This is a genomic window from Streptomyces monticola (assembly GCF_042665355.1).
GTDB classification, from domain to species: domain Bacteria; phylum Actinomycetota; class Actinomycetes; order Streptomycetales; family Streptomycetaceae; genus Streptomyces; species Streptomyces monticola.
This window is the reverse complement of record NZ_JBHTCF010000006.1, coordinates 30,287-55,281: the sequence shown is the minus strand read 5'-3', so window position 1 is coordinate 55,281 and position 24,995 is coordinate 30,287. Positions and strand designations below refer to the sequence as shown.

24 protein-coding genes and 1 pseudogene are annotated in these 24,995 nt (G+C 71.8%); 16 read left to right on the top strand and 9 right to left on the bottom strand.

Annotation, left to right across the window (positions count from 1 at the left end; translation table 11 throughout):
- Window positions 1–102: 102 nt before the first annotated feature.
- From fbaA to ACFQVC_RS16115, 11 genes and pseudogenes are all read left to right on the top strand, one after another.
- On the top strand, window positions 103–1,125 hold the full coding sequence (fbaA, locus tag ACFQVC_RS16165) for a class II fructose-bisphosphate aldolase (RefSeq protein ID WP_381831121.1): 1,023 nt from the start codon (window positions 103–105) through the stop codon (window positions 1,123–1,125).
- A gap of 137 nt (window positions 1,126–1,262) precedes the next feature.
- Entirely contained in the window at window positions 1,263–1,676 is a 414-nt protein-coding gene (locus ACFQVC_RS16160) for a DUF3151 domain-containing protein (protein WP_381831120.1), read from the top strand.
- A 194-nt stretch (window positions 1,677–1,870) separates the two neighbouring features.
- The gene (locus ACFQVC_RS16155; protein WP_381831119.1) at window positions 1,871–2,716 is read left to right on the top strand and encodes a tryptophan 2,3-dioxygenase family protein; all 846 of its coding nucleotides are present in this window, start codon (window positions 1,871–1,873) and stop codon (window positions 2,714–2,716) included.
- Entirely contained in the window at window positions 2,709–3,905 is a 1,197-nt protein-coding gene (gene kynU / locus ACFQVC_RS16150; RefSeq protein WP_381831118.1) for a kynureninase, read from the top strand. The genes ACFQVC_RS16155 and kynU overlap by 8 nt, the downstream gene beginning before the upstream one ends.
- Window positions 3,906–4,094: 189 nt before the next feature.
- Complete coding sequence (locus ACFQVC_RS16145; RefSeq protein ID WP_381831117.1) at window positions 4,095–4,955, top strand: alpha/beta hydrolase; 861 nt, start codon at window positions 4,095–4,097, stop codon at window positions 4,953–4,955.
- 520 nt (window positions 4,956–5,475) lie between these two features.
- The gene (locus ACFQVC_RS16140; RefSeq protein ID WP_381831459.1) at window positions 5,476–5,757 is read left to right on the top strand and encodes an alpha/beta hydrolase; all 282 of its coding nucleotides are present in this window, start codon (window positions 5,476–5,478) and stop codon (window positions 5,755–5,757) included.
- Window positions 5,736–6,264, top strand: a pseudogene (locus tag ACFQVC_RS16135) (LuxR C-terminal-related transcriptional regulator); the annotation flags it as partial. The gene ACFQVC_RS16140 and the pseudogene ACFQVC_RS16135, both read left to right, overlap by 22 nt.
- Window positions 6,265–6,355: 91 nt before the next feature.
- On the top strand, window positions 6,356–7,180 hold the full coding sequence (locus ACFQVC_RS16130) for an NAD(P)H-binding protein (RefSeq protein ID WP_381831116.1): 825 nt from the start codon (window positions 6,356–6,358) through the stop codon (window positions 7,178–7,180).
- A gap of 118 nt (window positions 7,181–7,298) precedes the next feature.
- Window positions 7,299–8,612, top strand: a complete 1,314-nt coding sequence (locus ACFQVC_RS16125) for a sensor histidine kinase (RefSeq protein ID WP_381831115.1) — start codon at window positions 7,299–7,301, stop codon at window positions 8,610–8,612.
- On the top strand, window positions 8,609–9,337 hold the full coding sequence (locus ACFQVC_RS16120) for a response regulator (RefSeq protein ID WP_381831114.1): 729 nt from the start codon (window positions 8,609–8,611) through the stop codon (window positions 9,335–9,337). The genes ACFQVC_RS16125 and ACFQVC_RS16120 overlap by 4 nt, the downstream gene beginning before the upstream one ends.
- A gap of 18 nt (window positions 9,338–9,355) precedes the next feature.
- On the top strand, window positions 9,356–10,606 hold the full coding sequence (locus ACFQVC_RS16115) for a cytochrome P450 (RefSeq protein WP_381831113.1): 1,251 nt from the start codon (window positions 9,356–9,358) through the stop codon (window positions 10,604–10,606).
- Here ACFQVC_RS16115 and ACFQVC_RS16110 read toward each other — a convergent pair.
- The 3 genes from ACFQVC_RS16110 to ACFQVC_RS16100 all read right to left on the bottom strand — a co-directional run bounded on the left by ACFQVC_RS16110 (window position 10,589) and on the right by ACFQVC_RS16100 (window position 12,885).
- Window positions 10,589–10,855 carry a hypothetical protein gene (locus tag ACFQVC_RS16110; protein WP_381831112.1) on the bottom strand — a complete coding sequence of 89 codons (267 nt, stop codon included), beginning with the start codon at window positions 10,853–10,855 and terminating at the stop codon, window positions 10,589–10,591. The genes ACFQVC_RS16115 and ACFQVC_RS16110 overlap by 18 nt on opposite strands.
- A gap of 55 nt (window positions 10,856–10,910) precedes the next feature.
- The gene (locus tag ACFQVC_RS16105; RefSeq protein WP_381831111.1) at window positions 10,911–11,495 is read right to left on the bottom strand and encodes a Uma2 family endonuclease; all 585 of its coding nucleotides are present in this window, start codon (window positions 11,493–11,495) and stop codon (window positions 10,911–10,913) included.
- A gap of 106 nt (window positions 11,496–11,601) precedes the next feature.
- Window positions 11,602–12,885, bottom strand: a complete 1,284-nt coding sequence (locus tag ACFQVC_RS16100) for an adenylosuccinate synthase (protein WP_381831110.1) — start codon at window positions 12,883–12,885, stop codon at window positions 11,602–11,604.
- 175 nt (window positions 12,886–13,060) lie between these two features.
- Between ACFQVC_RS16100 and ACFQVC_RS16095 the strand changes: the two genes are divergently transcribed.
- Window positions 13,061–13,918 carry a diacylglycerol kinase gene (locus ACFQVC_RS16095; RefSeq protein WP_381831109.1) on the top strand — a complete coding sequence of 286 codons (858 nt, stop codon included), beginning with the start codon at window positions 13,061–13,063 and terminating at the stop codon, window positions 13,916–13,918.
- 109 nt (window positions 13,919–14,027) lie between these two features.
- On the opposite strand, the gene ACFQVC_RS16090 is transcribed toward ACFQVC_RS16095, so the two are convergent.
- Window positions 14,028–14,525 (bottom strand): GbsR/MarR family transcriptional regulator, encoded by a 498-nt coding sequence (locus ACFQVC_RS16090; protein ID WP_381831108.1) that lies wholly within the window; start codon window positions 14,523–14,525, stop codon window positions 14,028–14,030.
- 93 nt (window positions 14,526–14,618) lie between these two features.
- Between ACFQVC_RS16090 and ACFQVC_RS16085 the strand changes: the two genes are divergently transcribed.
- Together ACFQVC_RS16085 and ACFQVC_RS16080 are read left to right on the top strand one after the other, a co-directional pair.
- On the top strand, window positions 14,619–15,533 hold the full coding sequence (locus ACFQVC_RS16085) for an ABC transporter ATP-binding protein (RefSeq protein WP_381831107.1): 915 nt from the start codon (window positions 14,619–14,621) through the stop codon (window positions 15,531–15,533).
- On the top strand, window positions 15,530–17,158 hold the full coding sequence (locus ACFQVC_RS16080) for an ABC transporter permease (protein WP_381831106.1): 1,629 nt from the start codon (window positions 15,530–15,532) through the stop codon (window positions 17,156–17,158). Before ACFQVC_RS16085 ends, ACFQVC_RS16080 begins: the two co-directional genes overlap by 4 nt.
- Window positions 17,159–17,258: 100 nt before the next feature.
- Here ACFQVC_RS16080 and ACFQVC_RS16075 read toward each other — a convergent pair whose 3' ends face one another.
- From ACFQVC_RS16075 to ACFQVC_RS16060, 4 genes are all read right to left on the bottom strand, one after another.
- Complete coding sequence (locus tag ACFQVC_RS16075) at window positions 17,259–18,797, bottom strand: PstS family phosphate ABC transporter substrate-binding protein (protein ID WP_381831105.1); 1,539 nt, start codon at window positions 18,795–18,797, stop codon at window positions 17,259–17,261.
- An 88-nt stretch (window positions 18,798–18,885) separates the two neighbouring features.
- Window positions 18,886–20,664 (bottom strand): serine/threonine-protein kinase, encoded by a 1,779-nt coding sequence (locus tag ACFQVC_RS16070; protein ID WP_381831104.1) that lies wholly within the window; start codon window positions 20,662–20,664, stop codon window positions 18,886–18,888.
- A gap of 112 nt (window positions 20,665–20,776) precedes the next feature.
- Window positions 20,777–21,253: a MarR family winged helix-turn-helix transcriptional regulator gene (locus tag ACFQVC_RS16065; protein WP_381831103.1), complete on the bottom strand. Its 477-nt coding sequence runs from the start codon at window positions 21,251–21,253 to the stop codon at window positions 20,777–20,779.
- A complete protein-coding gene (locus tag ACFQVC_RS16060) occupies window positions 21,250–21,861 on the bottom strand; it encodes a type 1 glutamine amidotransferase family protein (protein WP_381831102.1) in 612 nt (203 codons plus the stop codon). The genes ACFQVC_RS16065 and ACFQVC_RS16060 overlap by 4 nt, the downstream gene beginning before the upstream one ends.
- Window positions 21,862–22,024: 163 nt before the next feature.
- Here ACFQVC_RS16060 and ACFQVC_RS16055 point away from each other — a divergent pair, with 163 nt between their 5' ends.
- Both ACFQVC_RS16055 and ACFQVC_RS16050 read left to right on the top strand, forming a co-directional pair.
- Window positions 22,025–22,705 (top strand): DUF4956 domain-containing protein, encoded by a 681-nt coding sequence (locus tag ACFQVC_RS16055; RefSeq protein ID WP_381831101.1) that lies wholly within the window; start codon window positions 22,025–22,027, stop codon window positions 22,703–22,705.
- Window positions 22,702–23,505, top strand: coding sequence for a VTC domain-containing protein (locus ACFQVC_RS16050; protein ID WP_381831100.1), 804 nt, complete (start codon window positions 22,702–22,704; stop codon window positions 23,503–23,505). The genes ACFQVC_RS16055 and ACFQVC_RS16050 overlap by 4 nt, the downstream gene beginning before the upstream one ends.
- Here ACFQVC_RS16050 and ACFQVC_RS16045 read toward each other — a convergent pair.
- Entirely contained in the window at window positions 23,502–24,857 is a 1,356-nt protein-coding gene (locus ACFQVC_RS16045; protein WP_381831099.1) for a sensor histidine kinase, read from the bottom strand. The genes ACFQVC_RS16050 and ACFQVC_RS16045 overlap by 4 nt on opposite strands.
- Between the last annotated feature and the right edge of the window lie 138 nt (window positions 24,858–24,995).

Here is a 24,995-nt window from a genome sequence, read left to right as displayed (position 1 = left end):
ATAGGGACGACGATGACGTCGCCCCCTCAGAGAATCACTCGGTGAGGGGCCCTCCGGTCAGGGCCAGTAAACCCACACCCGCACATCACAAGGAGCGGACAGATGCCCATCGCAACCCCCGAGGTCTACAACGAGATGCTCGACCGGGCGAAGGCAGGCAAGTTCGCCTACCCGGCCATCAACGTGACCTCCACGCAGACCCTGCACGCTGCCCTGCGCGGCTTCGCGGAGGCCGAGAGCGACGGCATCATCCAGATCTCCACCGGTGGTGCGGAGTTCCTGGGCGGCCAGTACAACAAGGACATGGTGACCGGCGCGGTCGCGCTCGCGGAGTTCGCGCACATCGTGGCCAAGAAGTACGACGTCACCGTCGCGCTGCACACCGACCACTGCCCCAAGGACAAGCTGGACGGGTACGTCCGCCCGCTGCTCGACATCTCCGCCGAGCGTGTCGCCAAGGGTGAGAACCCGCTGTTCCAGTCGCACATGTGGGACGGCTCCGCCGAGACCCTCGCCGACAACCTGGCCATCGGCCAGGAGCTGCTCGCCAAGGCCGCCGCCGCGAAGATCATCCTCGAGGTGGAGATCACCCCCACCGGCGGTGAGGAGGACGGCGTCAGCCACGAGATCAACGACGAGCTGTACACCACCGTCGACGACGCGATCCGCACCGCCGAGGCCCTCGGCCTGGGCGAGAAGGGCCGCTACCTCCTGGCCGCGTCCTTCGGCAACGTCCACGGCGTCTACAAGCCGGGCAACGTCGTGCTCCGTCCCGAGCTGCTCAAGGACCTGCAGCAGGGCGTCGGCGAGAAGTACGGCAAGCAGTCGCCGTTCGACTTCGTCTTCCACGGCGGCTCCGGCTCCACCGCCGAGGAGATCGCCACGGCCCTGGAGAACGGCGTCGTGAAGATGAACCTCGACACCGACACCCAGTACGCCTTCACGCGTCCCGTCGCGGACCACATGTTCCGTAACTACGACGGCGTCCTGAAGGTCGACGGCGAGGTCGGCTCGAAGAAGACCTACGACCCGCGCACCTGGGGCAAGCTCGCCGAGGCCGGCATGGCGAAGCGCGTCACCGAGGCGTGCGCGGCGCTGCGCTCCACGGGCACCAAGCTGAAGTAGGACCGCGCAGGGTCCGCAGCCCGCAGTGGCAGGGCCCGCGGAGTCCGCAGTCGAAGGCCCGGGTTCCCCGAGGGGAGCCCGGGCCTTCGCGCTGCCCGCACCGGATGCACCGCCCCGCACAAGGCAGACTTGGGGGCATGTCCATTCACGAGAACCTTCTCGGGGGCCCGCCCCCGACCCATCTGCCCGACGACCCCGAGCCCCGCGAACTCCTCGCGACCGGCACGGCCCCCGCCGACGTCGCCGCCAAGTACCCGGCGTCCTCGCTCGCCTGGGCCCAGCTGGCTGACGAGGCCTTCGAGCGCGGCAGTGTCGTCGAGTCGTACGCCTACGCCCGCACCGGCTACCACCGCGGCCTCGACGCCCTGCGCCGCGCGGGCTGGAAGGGCCATGGCCCGGTGCCGTGGGAGCACGAGCCCAACCGCGGTTTCCTGCGCGCCCTGCACGCCCTCGCGCGCGCGGCGCAGTCGATCGGTGAGCAGGAGGAGTACGAGCGCTGCTCCACGTTCCTGCGGGAGTCCTCGCAGGCCGCGGCCGACACCCTCGGCTGAAGCTGAAGCTGAAGCCCGGGCTGACGCCGAAGCTGAGACCCGCTCGCGTACGGCAGGACCTGCCCGGTCAGTGTGACCAGGCAGGTCTTGCCGTGACGGGGGAGAATTACGGAGGATGCCGGTGGGGACCGGGGCCCCCGTGCCGGCATCGGCAGGGGCGGACCGCTACCCGGAGCAGTACCAAGGAGACAGCGATGTCCCACGAGGCGGAGACACCGGCCGAGGAGACTCCCGAGGCCCCGCATCTCGACTTCGCAGGCACCACGCCCTACGAGGACTACGTACAGGCGGATGTCCTCACCCACCTGCAGCACCCGCTCTCCGACGACCCGGGAGAGATGGTCTTCCTCGTCACCACCCAGGTGATGGAGCTGTGGTTCACCGTCATCGTGCACGAGTGGGAGACCGCCGCGGCCGCGCTGCGCAACGACGACCTGCCGCGGGCGGTGGCCGCCCTCAAGCGCAGTGTCCGCGAGCTGGAGGCGCTCAACGCCTCCTGGAAGCCGCTCGGCCAGCTCACCCCGGCCCAGTTCAACTCCTACCGCAGCGCGCTGGGCGACGGCTCCGGTTTCCAGTCCGCGATGTACCGGCGGATGGAGTTCCTGCTCGCCGAGAAGTCCGCGTCCATGCTCGTGCCGCACCGCGGCGCCCCCCGCGTGCACGCCGAGCTGGAGAAGGCGCTGCACGAGCCGAGCCTGTACGACGAGGTGCTCAGGCTGTTCGCCCGTCGCGGCTACGAGGTGCCCGCGGCCGTCCTCGACCGCGATCTGTCGCAGCGCTACGAGCCCACGCCCGAGGTCGAGGCCATCTGGGCGGCCGTGTACGCGGGCGACCAGAACGGTGAACTGGTGCGCCTGGGCGAGGCGTTGACGGATGTCGGCGAGCTGGTGTGGCGCTGGCGCAACGACCATCTGGTCGCCACCCGCCGCGCCATGGGCAGCAAGACGGGCACGGGCGGCTCCGCGGGCGTGGCCTGGCTGGAGAAGCGGGCCCGCAAGAACGTTTTCCCCGAGCTGTGGACGGCGCGCAGCCATGTCTGACACCGAGAGCCTGCAGAGCCGGGCGGCGGCGCTCGACGCCGCGGATGAACTGGGCAAGCTGCGCGAGCAGTTCGTGCTCGATGACGGCGTGTATCTCGACGGGAACTCTCTCGGTGCGCTGCCCCGGGCCGTGCCCGGACGTCTCGCCGATGTCGTGGAGCGGGAGTGGGGGCAGCGTCGTATCTGCTCCTGGGACGAGGCCGGCTGGTGGACCGCGCCCGAGCGGACCGGCGATCTGATCGCCCCGCTCGTCGGCGCCGCGGCCGGGCAGATCGTCGTCGGCGACTCCACAAGTGTCAATGTCTTCAAGGCGGTTGTGGGCGCGGTACGGCTCGCGGGCGACGGCCGTGACGAGATCCTCGTGGACGAGTCGACCTTCCCCACGGACGGCTATATCGCCGAGTCCGCGGCGCGTATGACGGGCTGCACGCTGCGTCCGCTCGCCCCGGCGGACATCCCGGGCGCGGCCGGGCCGCGTACCGCCGCCGTGCTCGTCAACCATGTCGACTACCGCACCGGGCGGCTGCACGACCTGCCCGGCATCACCGCCGCCGTGCGGGCCGCGGGCGCCCTCGTGGTGTGGGACCTGTGCCACAGCGCGGGCGCGCTGCCGGTCGGCCTGGACGAGCACGGAGTGGACCTCGCGATCGGCTGCACGTACAAGTACCTGAACGGCGGCCCGGGTTCACCCGCGTACCTCTATGTCGCCGCACGCCACCAGGGGGCCTTCGACTCGCCGCTGCCGGGCTGGAACTCGCATGCCGAGCCCTTCGGGATGCGGCCCGGTTTCGAGCCCGCCGACGGCGCGGCGCGCGGTCGCGTCGGCACCCCGGACATCCTGTCCATGCTGGCCCTCGAAGCCGCGCTCGGGGTGTGGGGCGGGGTGTCCCTCGCGGCGGTACGGGAGAAGTCCCTCGCGTTGACGGACTTCTTCCTGGAGTGTGTACGCCACCATGTGCCGGACGGGCACGTGGAGTCGGTGACCCCCGCGGCACACGCGGAGCGGGGCAGCCAGGTCGCCCTGCGCTGTGCGGACGCGGCCACGGTGATGGACGCGTTGATCGCCCGGGGTGTGGTCGGTGACTACCGCGCCCCGGACATCCTGAGGTTTGGCTTCACACCGCTGTACGTGGGCTTCGCGGACGCCGAGCGGGCGGCGCGGGTCCTCGGGGAGGTCATCCGGGGCTAGCCGGGTCCCGGGGTCTCAGGGTCCCGGGGTCTCAGGGTCCCGGGGTCTCAGGGTCCCGGGGCCCCGGTGAGGGGCGGGCTTTCAGGAAGGGGCCGGGGTGCGGAATGATCACCCCGAACCGCCCCGCCCGCCCCGCCCCTCACCCCCTCCGCGCACCGGAGAACCCACGAACACGAAAGGGCACGCGCCATGCCGGACGACGCCGCCGAAGCCGAGTCGGCCTTCTCGCACCCCACCGTCGCCCCCGACGCCACCGCCGCGTACGGCGACCACCCGGACCAGGTGGTCGACTTCTACGCGCCCCGGGGCGGCACCGGGGGGCCCGTCCCCCTCGTCGTCGTGCTGCACGGCGGTGCCTGGCGGGCGCCGTACGACCGGCAACACCTCACCCCTTTCGCGGACTTCCTCGCCCGCCGCGGCTTCGCCGTCGCCAACGCCGAGTACCGGCGCGGCAGTTCGCTTCCGCACCAGGGCGCCGACGCACCCCTCGCCGGGCGCTGGCCGGAGACCTTCGACGACGTCGCCGCCGCGGTCGACGCCCTCCCCGCTCTCGTACCGCAGCATCTGCCGGACGCCGATCTGCGCCGCACCGTCCTGACCGGGCACTCGGCGGGCGGCCACCTGGCGCTGTGGGCCGCGTCCCGGCACGTGCTGCCCGAGGACAGCCCCTGGTTCCTGCGGCGCCCCACGCCGCTGCGCGGGGTCGTCGCGCTGGCGCCGATCGCCGACTTCACGCGGGCCGTGGAGCTCGATGTGTGCTCCGGTGCGCCGGTGCAACTCCTCGGGGGCGAGGGCAGGTTCGAGGAGCGGCGCCCCCACGCGGACCCGTCCGAGCTCCTCCCCACCGGCATCGCGACGACGCTGGTGCAGGGGCGTACCGACGTCACGGTGCCCTTCGAGGTCGCCGAGGCGTACGCGGACGCCGCGGCCAAGTCCGGTGAGGTCGTGGGCCTCACGCTCCTGGAGGACGTCGGCCACTTCCCGCTGATCGACCCTGCGGCCGACGCGTGCGCGGTGGTCGCGGAGGAGATCGCCCAACTGGCCTTCTGAGGGCCCGCAGCCCTCCCCTGTACGTCTCTGTACGCCCTGTCATACCTGAGAGCTACGCGGCGGGTCAGCTCCCCGGCGGGACGCGGTCGACCGGCCCCGGTCCTTAGTTCTCTTCCCTGATCGACGAATCGGGAAGAGGGGGGCCTTTGATGGGGACCGGGAGCGGGACCGGGCGGCGGCAGAGGCTGCGGCTGTGGCAGAGGCTGCGGCGTGCCTTTCTCGCCGCGCTGGTCGTCGCGGCCGTCGTCGTGCCGTTGTCCGGCGCCGGGAGTCCCCGGATTCCGGCGCCGGACCCGGTGCGGCTCGCCGCCACGGCAGACCTGGACGCCCGCTACGCCGCCCACCGCGCGGCCGCCGCCGAGGCCGCCCGCATGGCCGACGCCGCCGGTGCCCGGGGCCGGGCGGCGGCGCTGCGGGCCATGGCCGGGTCTGGCCGCCACTTCCTGGAGTTCGACGCTCGTGACGGCGGCCGGTCGGCCGAGGTGCTCGGCGATCTGCGGACCGCCGAGCGCGCACCGTCCTGGTACCGGGCTCGGACACCGGCTTCGACACCTACGAGCGGTTCCGGCGCGGTGCGCTCGCCCTGCACGAGCGGCTCGGCCCGCGCGTCGCCGTCATCGCGTGGCTCGGTTACCGGACGCCGGGGACGGTCAGCCCCGAGGCGCTCACGCCCGGCCGGGCGGACGACGGTGCAGGCGAACTGACCTCATTTGTAAGGGGGTTGGGCCGCGCCTCCGGACGGCCGGGCCCTCGCCCCGTCTCCCTGCTCTGCCACTCCTACTCGCCCCGGACGTCGTCCTGATGGACATCCGGATGCCGGAGCTCAGCGGTATCGAGGCGGCCCGCCGGATCACCGAAGCCCCGGGTGCCCAGGTCAAGGTGCTGGTCCTGACCACCTTCGACCTCGACGAGTATGTCTACGAGGCCCTGCGCGCCGGTGCCTCCGGCTTTCTCCTCAAGGACGCGTCGGCGGACCAACTGGCCGAGGCGGTACGGGTTGGTGGCGGCCGGCGAGGCACTCCTCGCACCCGGTATCACCAAGCGCCTCGTCGCCGAGTTCTCCCGCCTCGGCGCCCCGCGCGCGCCCACGAAGGAACGGCTCGGCGAACTGACGGAACGCGAGACGGAGGTGCTCTCGCTGATCGCCCAGGGCCTGTCCAACGCGGAGATCGCCACCCGGCTCGTCGTCGCCGAGCAGACGGTGAAGACCCATGTCGGCCGGATCCTGGTGAAGCTGGGGCTCAGGGACCGTACACAGGCGGCGGTGTTCGCGTACGAGACGGGGCTCGTGCGGCCCTCGGGCTGCTGAGGAGCACCCACCCCCTTGTTCGCGGACAGAAGCTGACCGCATCGCTTCCTACGGTGGTTCCACCAGCCGATCCGAGCAGGAGGAAACCCCGATGACCTTTCTCGTCACCGGAGCCACCGGAACCGTGGGCCGCCAGATCGTCGAGCAGCTGCTGCTCAAGGGCGTGCCTGTGCGGGCCCTGACGCGTGACCCGGCCAGGGCGGACCTTCCCGCGGACGTCGAGGTCGTAGGCGGCGACCTCGCGGCACCCGACAGCCTGGCGGCCGCCTTCGAAGGGGTGGAGGCGGCCCATCTGATCACCTTCGGGGGCGAGGCGTTCGCACCCCTTGAGACCGGCCCCGAGCTGGTGGCGCTCGCCGAGAAGGCGGGGGTGCGGCGCGTCACCGTGCTGCACGGCGGCGGTCCGAGCCCGGTCGAGGACGTGGTGCGGGCGAGCGCGCTCGACTGGACGGTCCTGATGCCGGTCGAGTTCATGAGCAACGCCCTGGAGTGGGCCGAGCCGATCCGCACCGCCGACGAGGTCCGTGAGCCGTTCGTCGGGCGGCTGAGCGCGATGGTGCACGAGGCGGACATCGGCGCGGTGGCGGCTGCGGCCCTCACGGAGAGCGGGCACGCGGGCCAGGAGTATGTGATCACCGGCCCTGACGTGCTGACGCTGTCCGGCAAGACCGAGGCCATCGCGGCGGCGCGGGGGCGTGCCGTCCGCCTGGTCGAGCTGACCGAGGACGAGGCGCGCGGACAGTGGCGGGCGCAGGGGATGCCCGAGTCGACCATCGACTTCCTGGTGATGGTCTACCGCGACACCCCGCCCGAGGGCCGCACGGTGACGGACGTGGTGCAGCGGGTCACGGGCCGCCCGGCGCGCACGTTCGGGCAGTGGGCGACGCAGCACGCGGCCGCCTTCACACGCGCGTAGGAGCGGAGCGCACGCGACCACGTACACACCCGAGGGCTGAAGTAGTACCTGAGACGGACCCGGCAGGATCCGCATCGCAGGTGACGACGCCCCTCACCGCAGCGCCTACCGTTTCAGCGTGACCGAGACCCAGACCCTCCGCACCGAGGCCCGCTTGTTCCGCACCGCTCTGCAGGCCCTCCGTGAGGACCTCCTCACGGGAGCCTTCGCCTTCCGGCCGCTCCCTCCGCTGCCGGAAGGCCAGGGCTCCCGGGTGCTGCGGCGGATACCGGAGCGGGCCCGTCCCTACGTCCGCTGGCTGCCGCACGCGGCGGTGCTGTTCGCCGCGTTCGTGGTCTTCCTGATCGGGATGGGTTCCCATCATGGCTACGGGGCGTCCGAGACGGCGTTCCTCGGCCTTGTCGCCGCGGCGCCCGTGGTGCTGACGCTGTTCCGTCCGGTCGCCGCGTTCTGGACGTCGATGGCGCTCACGTGCGTGACGGGCACGGTGCTCGCCTCCTGGGGCGAGGTCGTCTACCCGTGGAGCGTGCCGGGATTCGCCGCGCACCTGGTCGTGATGGTGCAGGTGGCCCTGCGCTCCCGGCCGCGGGTGGCGGCGGAGATGTATGTGCTGACCCTTGCTCTCGGCCTGGCCGCGACGGTACTCACCGGGGTGGACGGGGGGCCGACCCTGGCCATGGGGGTGCTCTCCGCGTTCTCGCTCGCCGCGGCCGTCGCCGTGCGGGCCGCGAGTTCCGCGAAGCGGGAGGTCGTCGCCAAGGAGGAGGTGACCCTTGTCGAGCGGTCCAAGCGGACCCTCCTGGAGGAGCGCACCACCATCGCCCGCGAGCTGCACGACGTCGTCGCCCACCACATGTCGGTGGTGGCGATCCAGGCGGAGGCCGCGCCCTACCGGGTGGAGAACCCGCCGCCCGAGCTCGCCCAGGCCTTCGCCACCATCCGTGAGAACGCCGTCGCCGCGCTCACCGAACTGCGCCGCGTCCTCGGTGTCGTCCGCGCGGAGGACTACGAGGCCCCGGACGCCCCGCAGCCCACCCTCGCCGACCTGGACGCGCTGCTCGCCAACGTCCGTGACGCGGGCCTCGTGGTGGGCAGAACGGTGACCGGCGCGGTGCGTGAACTCCCGCAGGGCGTCGAGCTGTCGGCGTACCGCATCATCCAGGAGGCGCTCAGCAACACCCTGCGCCACGCACCCGGCGCCACCGCCGAGGTCGAGGTGGCCTATGTCCTCGGGGGCCTCGGCCTGCGCATCGTGAACGGGACACCGGACCGGCTCGCCAAGGACTCACCCGGCGCGGGCCACGGACTGACCGGGATGCGGGAGCGGGTCGCGATGCTGGGCGGCGAGATGACGGCCGAGCCCACCGACAGCGGCGGCTATGAAGTGGCCGTGTTCCTGCCCGTGCAGAACACGCAGGGGGACTCCGCATGAGCGCGCAGCCGGACCCGTGCCCGCACCCGCACACAAACGCCTCCGATACGCCCGCCGCCGACGCCATCCGTGTCCTGATCGCCGACGACCAGATGATGGTCCGCGAGGGCTTCTCCGTCCTGCTTGGCGCCATGCCGGGGATCGAGGTCGCGGGCGAGGCGGTGAACGGTCGTGAGGCGGTCGCGCAGGTCGCGGCGCTGCGCCCGGACGTCGTCCTCATGGACATCCGGATGCCGGAGCTGAACGGCATCGAGGCGACCCGTGAGATCGTCGCCGCCGGCACCGACACCAAGGTGCTCGTCCTGACCACCTTCGACCTCGACGAGTATGTCTACGAGGCGCTGCGGGCCGGTGCCTCCGGCTTTCTGCTCAAGGACGCGTCGGCACGCCAACTCGCCGACGGCGTCAAGGTGGTGGCCTCCGGTGAGGCGCTGCTCGCGCCGACGGTGACCAAGCGGCTGATCGCCGAGTTCTCCAAGCTGGCCACGGTGTCCACGGCGAAGGCCCCGGCGGTGGCCCAGATCGGAGACCTCACCGAGCGCGAGACAGAGGTCCTGGTGCTGATCGCGCAGGGCCGGTCGAACGCGGAGATCGCCGATCATCTCGTCGTCGCGGAGTCCACCATCAAGACCCATGTCAGCCGGATCCTGGTCAAGTTGGGCCTCAGGGACCGCACGCAGGCGGCGGTCTTCGCGTACGAGGCACGTCTGGTCACGCCGTCCTGAGGGAGGTTGACTGACCCCATGGTGTCTGCCCCGTCCGCCCGGTCCGCCCGGTCCGCCCGGTCCGCCCCCGCGGTGTTCGCCCCCTGGTCGCCCGGTTTCGCCGCCGACCCCTACCCGGCCTACGCCGAACTGCGCGCCCGGGGCCGCGCCCTGTGGTTCGAGCCGTCACGGCAGTGGCTGATCCCGCACCACGCCGACGTATCGGCGCTGCTCCGTGACCGGCGCCTCGGCCGTACGTATCTGCACCGCTTCACACACGAGGAGTTCGGCCGCACCCCGCCACCGCCCGGTCACGAGCCGTTCCATGTCCTCAACGACAACGGCCTGCTCGACCTGGAGGCACCCCGGCACACCCGGATCCGCCGTCTGGTCTCGAAGGCGTTCACGCCCCGGCGGGTGGAGCAACTGCGGCCATATGTCGAGCAGTTGGCGGCAGACCTGGTGGCCGGGCTGGTCGCCGACGGCGGCGGTGACCTGGTGGCCCGGGTCGCCGAGCCGCTGCCCGTCGCGGTGATCGCACAGATGCTGGGTATCCCCGAGAGCGACCGCGGGATGCTGCGGCCCTGGTCGGCGGACATCTGCGGGATGTACGAGCTGAACCCTCCGCAGGAGACGGCCGATCGCGCGGTCCGTGCCTCGCTCGAATTCTCCGCCTATCTGCGGGAGTTGATCGCCGCACGGCGCAAGGACCCGGGCACGGACCTGATCTCGGGCCTGATCGCCGCGCACGACGAAGGCGAGAGGCTCACGGAACAGGAGATGATCTCCACCGCGGTGCTGCTCCTGAACGCCGGTCACGAGGCGACCGTGAACTCGACGGGCAACGCCTGGTGGGCGCTCTTCCGTCACCCCGGGCAACTCGCGGCCCTGCGCTCAGGCGCCGCCTCACTGTCCACGGCCGTGGAGGAACTGCTGCGCTACGACAGCCCGCTGCACCTCTTCGAGCGCTGGGTCCTGGAGGACATCGAGGTGGGCGGCGTCCGGATCCCGCGCGGCAGCGAGGTCGCCCTGCTCTTCGGCTCCGCCAACCGCGACCCGGCCGTCTTCGCGGAGCCCGACACCCTGGACCTGAACCGTGCCGAGAACCCGCACGTCAGCCTCGGTGGCGGTATCCACTACTGCCTGGGCGCACCGCTGGCGAGGATCGAACTCGCCGCGTCCTTCGGACAGTTGCTGCGCCGGGCCCCGGGTCTGCGGCTCGCCGCCGAGCCGCGCTGGAAGGACGGCTTCGTGATCCGGGGGCTGCGGGAGCTACTGGTCGAGCTCTGACTCGGCGGCGCCGCGACGCCCGAGGAACCGCCCGATGAGCACCCAGACCAGGGTCGGCACCGCGCACCCGGCGACGGCGACCAGGGGCAGCTCCGTCCACAGCACGGACAGATCCATGCCGTTGTTCTCGAACCCGCCGCCCAGGTGCACCCGGGTCCGCTCGGAGGTTCCCCACAACGTGACGGCGCCGATCGCCCCGACGAACCCCGCCGCACAGCCGCCGCACCCTATGAACTCGTCGCGCCCCATGATCCTGAAGGACGCGGTGCGCGGCGCCGGGGTTCCGGCGATCAGGGGCCCGCTCTCAGCGGACGTAGTTCTTCAGGACCTCGGTGTCGAGCGTGATGCCGACCGGCTCGGGCAGGGTGGCCCTGTCCCCGAAGGGGGCGATGTGGCGGTCCAGGTAACGGCTGTTCCCGACGTCCGGGTTCGTGTGGATCACGAGGGTGTGGTCGTCGCGGTCGATCAGCAGATAGACCGGAATGCCTGCCGCTGCGTAGGCAGCGGGTTTCTCCTGGCGGTCGCGGCGGTCCGTGTCCGCGTCGTACGAAGTGATCTCGACGGCCATCAGAACACCCGAGGCATCTCCCCAGTCACCCTGGCCGGCGAAGTGGGCGACAGGAGCCAACGTGCCATCGGGACGCGCCCGGCCCTTGCGGTACGTCTCGACCCTCAGCCCTTTGTTCGGGTACAGGTCCAGGTCTGGACGGGCCTGCATGCACTGCCTGAGCAGCCACATGAAGATGGTCTCGTGATCTCCGTCCGGCACGCTCTTCCCCTCGACCCGTCCGTTGATGAACTCCAACGTGACGGTCTCGGGCGCGGCGGAGGCGATCTCCTCGAACTCCTCCACGTCCATCTGCTGCGTGCGCTCTGCCATAACCGTCATGCTGCACTCCCCTCCTGAGGAGCGCCAGTGTTGCCGGGCATGAGCAAGGGGTGGGTCGCTTCCCGTGCGACCCACCCCTACGAGTGAACAGAGAACCGAACCCGGCTCAGATGAACGAGTTGATCTCGATCGTCTCGTCCCGGCCGGGGCCGACGCCGATCGCGGAGATCGGTGCGCCGGACATCTCCTCCAGGGCCTTCACATACCCCTGCGCGTTCTTCGGCAGGTCGGAGAAGGACTTGGCCTTGGTGATGTCCTCGGACCAGCCCGGCAGGTACTCGTACACCGGCTTCGCGTGGTGGAAGTCGGTCTGGGAGTACGGGAGTTCCTCGACGCGCTTGCCGTCGATCTCGTACGCCACACAGACCGGGATCTGCTCCCAGCCGGTCAGGACGTCCAGCTTGGTGAGGAAGAAGTCCGTCAGGCCGTTCACACGGGTCGCGTAGCGCGCGATGACGGCGTCGAACCAGCCGCAGCGACGGTCACGGCCGGTGGTGACACCGCGCTCGCCGCCGATCCGGCGCAGCGCCTCGCCGTCGTCGTCGAAGAGCTCGGTCGGGAACGGTCCGGCGCCCACACGCGTGGTGTACGCCTTCAGGATGCCGATCACCCGGGAGATCTTCGTGGGGCCGACGCCCGCGCCGGTGCAGGCGCCACCGGACGTCGGGTTCGACGAGGTCACGAAGGGGTACGTGCCGTGGTCCACGTCGAGCAGCGTGCCCTGGCCGCCCTCGAAGAGGACGACCTTGCCGTCGTCGATGGCGTTGTTGAGGACCAGCGTCGTGTCGGCGACATACGGCTTGATCTGCTCCGCGTACTGGAGCATCTCCTCGACGATCTGCGGCGCCTCGATCGCACGCCGGTTGAAGACCTTGGTGAGGAGCTGGTTCTTGGTGTCGAGGGCCGCCTCGACCTTCTGCTCCAGGATCGACTCGTCGTACAGGTCCTGGACCCGGATGCCCACGCGGTTGATCTTGTCGGCGTAGGTGGGACCGATGCCCCGGCCGGTGGTCCCGATCTTCCGCTTGCCGAGAAAGCGCTCCGTGACCTTGTCGACGGTGACGTTGTACGGCGTGATCAGGTGGGCGTTACCGCTGATCAGGAGCTTTGAGGTGTCGACACCGCGCTCGTTGAGGCCGCTCAGCTCGGAGAGCAGCACCGCCGGGTCGACGACGACACCATTGCCGATGACCGGGGTGCACCCCGGCGAGAGGATCCCGGAGGGAAGGAGGTGGAGCGCGTACTTCTGGTCGCCTACGACAACCGTGTGGCCGGCGTTGTTGCCGCCCTGGTAGCGCACCACATAGTCAACGGAGCCACCGAGCAGGTCGGTGGCCTTTCCCTTGCCCTCGTCACCCCACTGAGCACCGAGCAGCACAAGTGCGGGCACAGGCGTACACCCCTTCCGGGTGGGGCATGTCCAAGGTCAGGGGCGTACGCGAATACGTACACCAGCGACCCTCGTTGGCCGCACCCGTCGGACCGGTGCCCCGGAATAGACGAAGCCCCTGGCGCAATAGCGCAAGGGGCTCTTGCACAAAGATGCTACCCGAGGAAGGACCGAGGTGTCGGCTCCAGAGCCCGCCGCGTACAGCGCGCAGCCGGTACAGCCTCTCCTGCTGGTGATCGACTCCTCGGCCCGCAAGGCCGACGGGGAGTCGGTGCGGATCGCGAAAGACGTCCTCTGTGCGGGCAGCGCGGGCCTCGGCCCGGTGAAGATCTGCCTGCCCGACGGCCCCGAGGAATTCGCCCGCGCCCTGGCCAGACGCGGCGCCCGCAGACCCGTCGTGGTGGGCGACGACCGGGCCCTGGTGCGGGCGGTGGCGGCGCTGCACCGTGAGCGCGAGCTGGCCTCTTCGGTGCTTTCCCTGGTCCCGGTGGGTGCGTCGACCGCGCTCGCGGCCGCCCTGGGGGTGCCCGCGGGGGCGGTGGCGGCGGCCCGAGCGGTACTCGACGGGGCGCCGCACCGCCTGGACCTCCTTGTGGACGACAGTGACGGTGTGGTGCTCGGGCAGCTGGTGATCCCGGTGCCGGTGACCGCCGCGGCGCCGCCGGCGGAGTCGGGTTCGCTGCTGCGTACCGCCCAGTCCCTGGTCCGCACGCTGGTGCGGCCCGCGCCGGTCCGTGCGGCGGCGCCGGGGCCCGCACGGCTTCGGGTGGAGGCGGACGGCGTCATGCTCGTCGATCTGGACCAGCCGGTGGACGGGGTGTCGGTGGCGCCGGCCAGGGGCGGTGTCGCGCGGGTCGAGGTGCGGTCGTCGTCGGCGGTGTCGCCGGTGCGGGCGGAGGCGCACCGGATCACCATCTCGGGACCGGACTTCCGCTACCGCGCGGACGCCGTGACCTCGGGCCCGGTACGGACCCGGACGTGGACGGTACGGGCGGGGGCGTGGGCCCTGACGCTGCCGTCGGCGTCGGCCTGAGCGGCCGGTCGGGGCCGAAGCCGGTGGGTGCAGCGGGTCGGTGCCGGTGTCAGGCCTGAGTGGCTGGCCGGTGCCGGTGTCAGGCCTGAGTGGCCGGTCGGTGCCGGTGTCAGTTGGCGCTGAACAGCTCGTCCCGGCGTTTCCGCCACCGCTCCAGCATCAGTGGCAGCTCCCCGCTGATGAACTCGAAGAAGGCCAGGGTCTCCGCCATCCGCCGCCCCGCGGGGGTCTCGCGGCCCAGGCTCTGGACGCCGTCGCGCAGCGCCTCTTCCCAGCGCTTGAGGATCTGGTCGCGGTTGGCGAGCGCCTCGTACCACTGGTTGTTGCTGACGCGGTAGCGGTCCCGGCGGGTGCCGGGCTCGCGTTCGCGCGAGACCATGTGCTGCTGCGTGAGGTAGCGCACCGCGCCGGACACCGCGGCCGGGCTGACCTGGAGCTGGTCGCCCAGTTCGGCGGAGGTCATGGCACCCGCGTCGGAGGCGAGGAGCGCGGCGAAGACGCGTGCGGGCATCCGCTGCACACCGGCCTCCACGAAGATGCCGGCGAAGCCCTCCACGAAGCGTGAGACGGCCTCTTCGTCCCGTCCGGTCTCGTTCTCCTGTGCCATCGCCCGATCATCTCCCCTGCTCACCGGCCTGCGCGCGAGTTTATACGCTTCCTTAACTTCACAAGTTTGTGAAATCAACGTACGTTCAAAATCATGACGAAGGCAATCACCGTCTCCGGACTCCACAAGTCGTTCGGGCGGACACACGCGCTTGACGGCCTCGACCTGGCGGTCGAGACCGGTGAGGTGCACGGCTTCCTCGGGCCGAACGGCGCGGGCAAGTCCACCACCATCCGGGTTCTGCTCGGGCTCCTGCGCGCCGACTCCGGCGCCGCCCAGCTGCTCGGCAAGGACCCGTGGAGCGACGCGGTCGAGCTGCACCGGCGGATCGCCTACGTCCCCGGCGACGTGACGCTGTGGCGCAACCTCAGCGGCGGTGAGGTCATCGACCTCTACGGGCGGCTGCGCGGGGGACTCGACAAGGCCAGGCGGGCGGATCTGATCGAGCGGTTCGAGCTCGACCCGACCAAGAAGGGGCGCACCTACTCCAAGGGCAACCGCCAGAAGGTCGCCCTCGTCGCCGCCTTCGCCTCGGATGTGGACCTGCTGATCCTGGACGAGCCGACCAGCGGACTCGACCCGCTGATGGAGGAGGTCTTCCAGGACTGTGTGGAGCAGGAGCGCGACCGTGGCCGCACCATCCTGCTCTCCTCGCACATCCTCAGCGAGGTCGAGTCGCTCTGCGACCGGGTCTCCATCATCAGGAAGGGACAGACGGTCGAGACCGGCTCCCTGGCGGACCTGCGCCATCTGACCCGCACCAGCGTCACCGCCGAACTCGCGGGCGCCCCCCACGGGTTGAGCCGCCTTCCCGGAGTGCACGACCTGGACATCCAGGGCCACCGGGTCAGGCTGCAGGTCGACTCGGACAAGCTGGACGCCGTCCTGCGCTCGCTCACCGAGTCGGGTGTGCGGTCCCTGACCAGCACGCCGCCCACCCTCGAAGAGCTGTTCCTGCGCCACTACCAGGACGACGTACGCACCGAAGAGAAGGCGATGTCGCGATGACCGCCGTAGCCGACGCGACCCGTGGCGGAGCCGGTGTTCCGCAGCGCCGCGGCTCGGGCCAACTGGCCGGTACGGGCACGCTGTTGCGGCTCGCCCTGCGCCGGGACCGGGTGATGGTGCCGCTGTGGGTGCTGTTCCTCGGCGGCACCACGGCGAGCTCCGCGGGCACCCTCGGGGAGATCTACGGCACCCAGGCCGAACGGGCCGGTGTCGTCACGTCGATCGCCGCGAACAGCTCGCTGCGCTCCCTGTACGGGCCGGTCTTCGACGACTCGCTCGGGGCGATCGTGACCTGGCGGTATCTGGCGTTCATGGCCGCCTTCGCCGCGATCATGAGCCTGCTGATCGTCGTACGCCACACCCGTGAGGAAGAGGAGACCGGGCGCCAGGAGATGCTCTCCGCCGCCATGGTCGGACGGCGGGCGCCCCTCACCGCGGCGCTGCTCGTGGCGCTGATCGCCAACGCCGGGATCGCGCTGCTCGTCACGCTCGGCCTGGCCGGGGAGGGCGCGGGCGGTGCGCTCGCGCTCGGGCTCGCCATCGGCGGTGTGGGCATGGTGTTCGCCACCATGGCCGCGATGATGGCGCAGCTGACCGAGACCGCACGCCTCGCCAAGGGCCTCACGGCCGCCGTGCTCGGACTCGCCTGGGTGCTCAAGGCCGCGGGCGACGCGGCCGCCGACGACGCCTCGCATGTGCTGACCTGGCTCTCGCCGATCGGCTGGGCGGAGAACCTGCGGGCGTTCGCCGGTGAACGCTGGTGGGTGCTCGGCCTGATCGCCGCCGCCGCCGTGGTCCAGGGCGTGCTCGCCTACACCCTCGCGGGCCGCCGGGACATCGGGATGAGCTTTCTGCCCGCACGGCCGGGCCCGGCCGACGGCCGGCTCTCCTCGGCGGGCGGCCTCGCCTGGCGGCTGCAGCGCGGCAGCCTGCTCGGCTGGGGCATCGGCTTTCTGCTCACCGGCGTGATGTTCGGCGGAATGACCGAGGGCGCGGCCGACCTGGTCGGCGACAACCGGCAGACCAAGGAGATGCTCACCCGCCTCGGCGGCCAGGCCGGGGTCACCGATGCGTTTCTCTCCGCGATGGTCTCCATGCTCGGCATGGTCGCCGCGGTCTACATCGTGCAGTCGGTGCTCAGGCTCAACGGCGAGGAGACCTCGCAGCGCGGTGAGCCCGTCCTCGCGGGCGCGGTCGGCCGGGTGCGCTGGGCGGCCGGGCATCTGGTGATCGCCTTCGGCGGTGCGGCGCTGCTCATGCTCCTCGCCGGACTCGGCCTCGCCCTCGGCCACGGCAAGCAGCCCGCCGCCGTCCTGGGCGGCTGCCTCGTCCTGGTCCCGGCGATCTGGCTGATCGGCGCGGTGGCGGTACTCGTCTACGGCCTGGTGCCGCGGGCGGCGGTGCTCGGCTGGGCGTACGCGGGGCTCTCGTTGGCCCTCGGCTGGCTGGGCGCGGCGTTCAACCTGCCCGACTGGGCCCTGAAGATCTCGCCGTTCGCGCATCTGCCGAAGCTGCCGGGCCACGCCATGGAGTGGGGACCGTTCGCGGTGCTGCTCCTGCTTGCGGCGGCGGGCACGGCGGTGGGCCTCGCGGGGCTTCGGCGGCGGGACATCCAGACGGGCTGAGGCGCCGGGGCGAGGGCCGGTACGGGGGCTGGGGCGAGGGCCGGTACGAGGGCCGGTACAAGGACCGGTACGAGGGCCGGTACAAGGACCGGTGCGGGGCTCAACCCGAGCCCCGCACCGGCACCCCGCAGGCGCGCAGGCCCTCCACCGCCTGGCACGGCAGATGGCCATGGGTGCGCACCACGTCCTGGCCGCCCAGGCGGATCGTGTAGTTGAGGAAGCTGGAGACCAGGGAGTCCGCGGGCGGCCTGCCGTACGTGTAGGCGTACTCGATCTCGCGGAACGGATACGCCGACGTACCGATGTCGTCGACGGCCGGCGCGTGCCCGTCGAGGGCGAGCCGGCGCAGCCCCTTCGGGGTGGTGCTGGAGCGCAGCTCGCTGTAGCCGATCGCGCCGGGCACCTTCGCGACCGTGGCGAGCAGTTCCTCCGTGCTGTCCGCCTCGCAGCGGATGATGCGGGCCCTCGGGTCCTCCTTGCGCCGGCAGTCGGCGGAGGAGGGTGCGTTCTCGAAGCCGCGCAGGATACGGCGCTGGAAGACCGCGCGCGTACCGGAGTTGGAGTTGCGGCTGACCAGGACGACGGGCAGCGCGGGCAGTGCCGGGTCGAGGTCGCGCCAGGTGCGGGCCTCGCCGCGGTAGACGCGGCGCAGATCCGCGAGGGAGAGATCCTTCAGCGGCACCCGGTCGTTGAGGACCATCGCGAAGGACGACACCGCCACCCGGTTCTCGCGCAGCCGCGGATGCCCGGCCGCCTTCGGGCCGTCGGAGAAGGCGACGATCGCGGGGGAGTTCTTCGACGCGGCGCCCTTCTCGTCGAGTTCGTTGACCCCGGGCGCGCTGCCGTGTGCGTCGACCGTGATGCGGGCGCCCGGACAGTCCTTCTCGTACTTGTCGGCCAGCTCGTCGGCGACCGGCTTGAACGCCGTGGAGCCCACCACCGTCAGATCGCCTTCGGCACAGCCCATGGGCGGCCGGTCGCCGCGTACCACCACGACCGTGGAGAGGGCCACCACGCACACGGTGAGCAGAAAGGTCAGCAGGCGGGCGGGGCGGCTGAGGAGCGGCGGGACGTCGTCGGGTGTGGTGCTGCGGTTGGGCCTGACCTCGCCGTCGCGGATACCGCCGGTGATCCGTATCCCGTCGCCGACATGGCCGCCGGTGAGCAGCACCAGGAGCTTGAAGTGCTCGCCGCGGTTGAGCGGTACCCGCGGGATGTACAGGGTGCCGTCCTGGTGGCGCAGGCCGAAGGCCGGCGCGAAGTGCTCCATGAGGTGCTCGGCGTCACCGGGCTGCGTGACCGCTATGCCGCGGATGGTGCGCCCGCTGAACTCGGCGGTCAGACCGTGCAGTTCGCGCCCGGTGTAGTCGGCGTCGGCGATGCTCTGGGAGCCGTCGTTCTCCACCCGCAGCAGCACCAGGGTGGCGTCCGACATGGACGGGTCCTCGTCGAAGAGGCCGAGCCGCACATTGCGGCCCGCGCCCTCCTCGCTGCCGATGGGCGTGTCCATCTGCACGCGGTAGCCGAGCCGCTTGCGCCGCGGCACCCGGCGCTCGTACCAGAGGGCGGCCACCGAGGCGAGTACGCCAAGCACGGCGGTGCCGACCGCGATCACGTTTTCGGTGCTGACCCAGTCCACAAGGGGGACGGTATGAGCCAGTCGGCCCGTACGGTGCCCAAGTCCCGTGGGTTCGCGGTCTGTTCACTCCGCCTTCGTGTACGCCGGGTCACCCGGGGGACTTCTTGTACGTCAGAGGCGTGCCGCCGCTGCCGATCAGTTCGCGTACGAGGGTGCCGTCGCCGGGCAGCGTCAGTTCGCTGACCGGTCCCGGCTTGCAGTGCTGCGGATCGCCCCGGGTGACCTTGGAGGGGCCGAGCACGAGACTCGTACCGGCGGAGCGCAGCGTCGCGGTCCAGCGGCAGTCGTGCGCCGGGCCCCTGCCCTCCAGACGCATCACCTGCTCGCCGCGCAGGCCCTGAGTGAGGGTCAGGACCCGGGAGTTGGAGCCGCCGCCCGCCTGGAAAGCGGCGCGCCACGTGCCGAGGTAGTCCTGCGGGATCTCGCCCCGCGCGGGCGCCGGAGCGTTCCCGGACGGCACCGGCGAAGAGGGCTGTCCTGGTGTGTCTCCTGGTGCCGGAGGGGCGCTGGAGGCGGGCGGCCTCGCGCCCTCACGGCCGTCCTTGGAGCCGGCCCCCTCACCCTTCATCACCGCGTACACCGAGCCGCCCGCGCCCACCGCCACGGCCAGGGCAACCGCGATGAGCAGGGCCGTGGCCCGGCCGCTGCGCCGCAGTGGCGGCTCCGGCGGTTCGTAGTGCCCGGCCTGCGCGTACCAGGCGTCGCTTCCGAACGGCGGTCCCGGCGGCCGGCTGCCGTACTGGGGAGGGTCGGCGACCGGATGGCCGTACCCCACAGGCTGTGGATAGTCCGGCGCGGCCAGGGTGTGGGGGTCGGCCGCCAAGGTCGGCAGCCGGTCGAGGCGCGGTTCCTCGACCGCCTCCTGCACCTCCTCCGCCTCCTGCACCTCCTCCGCCTCCTGCACCTCCTCCGCCTCCCGCACCTCTTCCGTCCTCTCCGTCTCCTCCGTCTCCAGTTCCTCCGTCTCCAGCAACTGCACGGCGTGCCGCCCCAGTTGGGCGATCAGCGTGCCCGGCAGCCAGGGTTCGACGGCCCGTCCGCCGGCCACGGTGTGCTCGGCGCCGGTGCGTTCGAGGAGTTCGTCGAGCGAGGGCCGTGCCGTCGGCTCCTTGGCCAGGCAGTCGTGCACGAGGTCGCGCAGCGGGTCCGGCAGGCTGTCGAGGTCGGGCTCCTCCTGCGCGATCCGGAACATCAGGGCGTGCGCCCCGCTGCCCTCCGCGCCGAACGGCAGCCGCCCGGTGGCGGCGTACGCGAGCACCGAGCCCAGGCAGAACACATCGCAGGCCGGTGTGATCAGGTCGCCGCGCACCTGCTCGGGCGCCATGAATCCGGGGGAGCCGACGAGGGCGCCGGTACGGGTGAGACCGCCCTCGGTGACCGTCTCCAGGGCGCGGGCGATCCCGAAGTCGATGACGCGCGGGCCGTCAATGGTGATCAGGACGTTGGACGGCTTCAGATCGCGGTGCACGATGCCCGCGGCATGCACATCCCGCAGGGCGTACGCGAGTCCCGCGGCCATGGTGCGCACCGACCGCTCGGGCAGCGGCCCGTGCTCGCGCGCCACCGTCTGCAGCGAGGGTCCCGCGACATAGCCGGTGGCCAGCCAGGGGGTGCGGGCCTCGGGGTCGGCGTCGAGCACGGGCGCCGTCCATGCGCTGATCACCTGCCGCGCGGTCCGCACCTCCTGCTCGAACCGGCGCCTGAACTCCTCCTGCTCGGCCAGCTCCTGGCGCACCACCTTCACGGCGACGGTGCGTCCGCCCGGCGACCGGCCGAGGAAGACCTGCCCCATACCGCCCGCGCCGAGCCGCCCGAGCAGCCGGTACGCCCCGATGCTCCGCGGATCCGAAGCCCCCAGCTTCTCCATGGCCCCCGCCCTCCCCGCGCCGGCCCCGCCGGCTCACCGCAGCCCAACAGACCGAGGATAGTGGGACGAAGGCCTCAGAGCCCCCAGATCGTCGAGGCCGGGACCGTACGCCCTACGGTTCCTGGCCGGTCCCCAGGGGTTGCGGTTTCGAGGCGGTCTCCAGCGCGTGCATGGCCTCGGACAGCCGCTCCAGGACCCGTACGGTCTCGGCGAACTGCTCCTCGCCGAGCTCGTCCGCGAGCCGCGCGGCGAGGCCGGAGTGGCCGGGGGTGATCCGCCGGATCGCGGCCCGCCCCTCCTCGGTGGGGGCGACCAGCTTGGCCCTGCGGTGGGCGGGGTTGGTCCGGTACTCCGCGAGCCCCTTCTCCACGAGGAGATCGGCGATGCGCTGCACACTCTGCCGCGTGATGCCCATCGCGCGGGCGATCCCGGCCACGGGCAGCGGCTCGTGCAGCACGGCGCCGAGCACCTGCCACCAGGCCGCGGTGAGCCCGGCGGGCCGCGCCAACTGCTCGGACACGGCAAGGAATTGACCGTTGAGCCGGAACACCCCGAGGGCGGTACGGCTGAGTGCCTCGGTGTCCTTCACTTCGCCCCGGCCTCCGCCGCCGCGAGCACTTCGTACGCCGCCGGGTCCGAGTCCTGGAAAAGGCGGTACCAGGCGTCGAGCACCTCGCCCTCGAACACCCCGAGGCGGCCGAGGATCTCGCGGGCGAAGGCCTCGGGGGCGGTGCTGTTCGCGGTGATCAAGTCGCCGTCGGTGACGGCGAGTTCATCGGCGTACCGCGCGCCGCCCTTGTATCCCGTGGCCTCCAGGTAGAAGGAGACGTTGCTGGTGTGCGCCCGGTCGTCGAGCAGCCCTTCACGGGCAAGTCCCGCCGTGGCCCCGCAGATCGCGGCCACCGGCACCCCCGCGTCCAGGAACGCCCGCGCTTTGCGGGCGAACGGCACCAGCTCGTCGCCCGCGTCCCACAGTTCGGCGCCGGTGAGGATGAGCAGGGCGCTGTCCTCGGGCCGTACGGAATCGAGGGTCATGTCAGGCGTGACGCGCATACCGCCCATGGTCGTGACCGGGTCGGGGGTCGCGCCCACGTACCGGATCTCGTGGCCGCCGCGGGCCAGATGGGCGGTGGCGTGCCCCGACTCCCAGTCGGCGTAGGTGTCGTAGACGGCGACGTGCACGGGCTTGCGGTTCATCGCTGCGCTCCCAGGGTCTTCGTCCGGTCTCGTCCTCATAGGCCGATCTCGATGCCAGCATCCTGTCGAAAAGGCAGCATGCTGTCAATTGGTGAACGGGTGACCGCCCGCGTTAACCGCTCATGGGGGCGGGCTTAACCCCGCCGTCCCTAACGTCCCGGGCATGGAGAACCTGCAGAGCCTGCCAAGCCTGGCCGCCCACCTCGGCCTCGATCTCGTCGCCGTCTCGGTCCTCACCTTCGGCGTCTTCTATCCGCGTCATCGCAGGCGTGAGCTCGTACCGGCGTATCTCGCCCTGAATGTCGCCCTGTTCGCGGTCGTGGCGGCACTGGCGCGCGGCGGCACGGGCGGTGGTCTGGCGCTCGGTTTCGGCCTCTTCGGGGTGCTCTCGATCATCCGGCTCCGCTCCGACACGGTCCAGCACCAGGAAGTCGCCTACTACTTCACGACCCTGGTCCTCGGCCTGCTCTGCGGCCTGCCGGGGCTCGGTCTCGGCACGGCGGCGGCCCTTGCGGGCGTGCTGCTCGCGGTGGTGTACGCGGCCGACCACCCGCGCCTGTACCGCCGGGACCGGCGGGCGGTCGTCACCCTCGACGTGGTGCACCGGGAGCCCGCGGCCCTGCGTGCGGATCTGGCCGAACGCCTCGGGGAGCCGCTCGGCTGGACTGTCCGGGAAGTCGACTATGTACGAGACTTGATGGTGGTGGAAGTCCGGTTCCGCCAGCCGGAAGATGGGGAACGATCGTCGGACGCCACGCGTCCCTCACGTACCGCCGTATCCGCCACTCGCTCCGACAGGTCCCGCACGATCGCCCCCCGTCCCCCGCACAAGGAGACCGTGTGATCCCCGCCGTACGCGCCATCAGCCGTGCCGCACTCGCCGCCCACCCGATCCAGCTGGCCGAAGTCCTCGCCAGGGCCGAGCTCCTGGCCCGTTTCGACAACAGCTATCTGGTGCCGGTCGAGGTGTTCGACGACTTCGCGGCGCTGCTGACGGACCCACGACGGCCCGGCGGGGCCTTCCGTGCCCTGTCGATCAACGGCAAGCGCTGGTTCGACTATCACTCCGTCTACTACGACACTTCCGACCTGCGCACCTTCCACGATCACCGGCAGGGGCGGCGGCTGCGCTTCCGGGTGCGCGAGCGGCTCTACCGGGACACGGGGGAGCGGCAGTTCGAGATCAAACTCAAGGGACCGCGGGGCGAGACGGTGAAGCGGCGCGAGCGGCTGTGGGCGAAGGACCATCCGCTCGACGACGCCCGCCGGGACTTCCTCGCCGGGGTGCTGCGCTCCGAGTACGGCATCGAGGCACCGGACGAGCTGGTGCCGTCCCTGTCCACGGACTATCTGCGGGCCACGTTCGTCGCGGACGGGCAGCGGGTGACGTGCGACGCGGGGCTCGTCGTACGGGAGGAGTCGGGGGCGGGGCGGTCGGCACGTGCCGCGGGCGGTCTCGTCCTCGTCGAGACCAAGACCCGCGGCCACCTGACGGAGGCCGACCGCCTCCTGCACCGCTTCGGCCTGCGGGCCTCGGAGTTCACGAAGTACGCCTGCGGATTCGCCGCGCTGCGACCGGAGCTGGGGGTGAACCGGTGGGCGCGACCGGTGCGGGAGGTCTTCGCGGGCCGGCTGTCCGGCTAGCCCCGCCGGGGGCCCTGGGGGCCCTGGGGGCCCTGGGGGCCCTGGGAGCCCTGGGGGCCCTGGGGGCCCTGGGGAAAGGCCAGCGTCACCCGGGCCCCGCCCCCGTCGGCGGCACTGATCGCGAATCGCCCCCCGGACATCTCCGCCGTACGCCGCGCGATGTCCAGGCCGAGGCCGGTGGATCCCGCCCCGCTGGTGCCCCGTTCCGTCGCCGTGGCGTCCGCGAATCCCGGTCCTTTGTCGCGCACTTCGAGGGACGCTTCGCCCCCGGGCGCCTGCGCGACCGCGATCAGGAAGTCCGTGCCCTGCGGCGTATGGTCCAGGACATTGCCGATCAACGCGTCGAGCGCGGCGCACAGTTCGTCCTCCGGCACGGCGACCGGAACCCGCAGCGCCGACGGCACGTCGACCGTGACCGCACGTCCCTGATCCTCCGCCAGCGGCAGCCAGAACTCCGCCCGCTCCCGCGCGACCCCCGCCAGATCCGCCTGCTCCGGCCCGTCCCGCAGGGGCCTGCGCGCCCGCCGGATCACCTCGTCGACCTGCTGCTCAAGGGCCGCGACCCCCGCCGCGATCCGCTCGCCCTCCTCCGCGTCCCGCAGTCCCTCCGCGTCGAGGCGCAGGGCGGCCACCGGGGTGCGAAGGCGGTGGGCGAGGTCGGCGGCGTTCTCGCGTTCGGCGGTGCGCAGTTCGTCGATGCGCGCGGCCAGGTGGTTCAACTGACCGGCGACAAGGCGTAGTTCCGGGGGGCCCTCCGGTTGGGCGCGGGCCGTGAGGTCCCCGCCGGAGAGCCGCTCGGCGACCCCCGCGAGGCGCCGGGTGGAGCCCACGAGCCGGGCGCCGAGGCGGTCCGCGATGAGCAGGCCGACCAGGACGAGGCACGCACCGATCCCGGCGAAGATCAGCCACGACGCCAGCATGCCGTCGTACAACTGCTGCTTGCTGACGGCTACTTGCACGACGGCCGTGCCGCCCTCGGGTCCCTGCACCGGGACCAGGACGAGGCGCCCGCCGCCGGGATCGGCGTAGGTGAAGGCCCGCCCGCGCCGCGCGAGGCGGATGGCGTCGCCGACCCGCGTGGGCGCACCGAGCACCCGGCCGTCGGCCAGGACGACGGAAGTGGCTGGTCCGGAAGGGGTGTTGGCGCCGTCGACGAAGGAGGCCGCGGCGCGGCCCGAACCCGAGCCGAGGGTGGCGCCGACCCCGGATGCCACGTACTGCGCCCGCGCCGTGGCCTCCGCGGTGGCCCGCTCCGCGGCGTGGGTACGGGTGAGCAGCGCGAGCGGTACGAGCAGCGCGGCCAGGACGAGGGCCGTGGTCGCGGCGGTGAGGACGAGCAGCCAGCGCCGCATCAGCCTGCCGCCGCCGCGTCGTCCGGGGGCGTCGCGTCATCGCGCGTCGACGTGTCGTCGCGTGTCGACGTGTCATCGGTCGGCGGCGTGTCATCGGGCGGTGGCGTGTCGTCGCGTGTCGACGTGTCATCGGGCGGT

Bases quoted from the DNA above. Each gene is read 5' to 3' on its own strand.
- fbaA (WP_381831121.1), top strand. From the start codon at position 103: ATGCCCATCGCAACCCCCGAGGTCTACAACGAGATGCTCGACCGGGCG.
- ACFQVC_RS16160 (WP_381831120.1), top strand. From the start codon at position 1,263: ATGTCCATTCACGAGAACCTTCTCGGGGGCCCGCCCCCGACCCATCTG.
- ACFQVC_RS16155 (WP_381831119.1), top strand. From the start codon at position 1,871: ATGTCCCACGAGGCGGAGACACCGGCCGAGGAGACTCCCGAGGCCCCG.
- kynU (WP_381831118.1), top strand. From the start codon at position 2,709: ATGTCTGACACCGAGAGCCTGCAGAGCCGGGCGGCGGCGCTCGACGCC.
- ACFQVC_RS16145 (WP_381831117.1), top strand. From the start codon at position 4,095: ATGCCGGACGACGCCGCCGAAGCCGAGTCGGCCTTCTCGCACCCCACC.
- ACFQVC_RS16130 (WP_381831116.1), top strand. From the start codon at position 6,356: ATGACCTTTCTCGTCACCGGAGCCACCGGAACCGTGGGCCGCCAGATC.
- ACFQVC_RS16120 (WP_381831114.1), top strand. From the start codon at position 8,609: ATGAGCGCGCAGCCGGACCCGTGCCCGCACCCGCACACAAACGCCTCC.
- ACFQVC_RS16115 (WP_381831113.1), top strand. From the start codon at position 9,356: ATGGTGTCTGCCCCGTCCGCCCGGTCCGCCCGGTCCGCCCGGTCCGCC.
- ACFQVC_RS16110 (WP_381831112.1), bottom strand. From the start codon at position 10,855: ATGGGGCGCGACGAGTTCATAGGGTGCGGCGGCTGTGCGGCGGGGTTC.
- ACFQVC_RS16105 (WP_381831111.1), bottom strand. From the start codon at position 11,495: ATGACGGTTATGGCAGAGCGCACGCAGCAGATGGACGTGGAGGAGTTC.
- ACFQVC_RS16090 (WP_381831108.1), bottom strand. From the start codon at position 14,525: ATGGCACAGGAGAACGAGACCGGACGGGACGAAGAGGCCGTCTCACGC.
- ACFQVC_RS16085 (WP_381831107.1), top strand. From the start codon at position 14,619: ATGACGAAGGCAATCACCGTCTCCGGACTCCACAAGTCGTTCGGGCGG.
- ACFQVC_RS16080 (WP_381831106.1), top strand. From the start codon at position 15,530: ATGACCGCCGTAGCCGACGCGACCCGTGGCGGAGCCGGTGTTCCGCAG.
- ACFQVC_RS16070 (WP_381831104.1), bottom strand. From the start codon at position 20,664: ATGGAGAAGCTGGGGGCTTCGGATCCGCGGAGCATCGGGGCGTACCGG.
- ACFQVC_RS16060 (WP_381831102.1), bottom strand. From the start codon at position 21,861: ATGAACCGCAAGCCCGTGCACGTCGCCGTCTACGACACCTACGCCGAC.
- ACFQVC_RS16055 (WP_381831101.1), top strand. From the start codon at position 22,025: ATGGAGAACCTGCAGAGCCTGCCAAGCCTGGCCGCCCACCTCGGCCTC.
- ACFQVC_RS16045 (WP_381831099.1), bottom strand. From the start codon at position 24,857: ATGCGGCGCTGGCTGCTCGTCCTCACCGCCGCGACCACGGCCCTCGTC.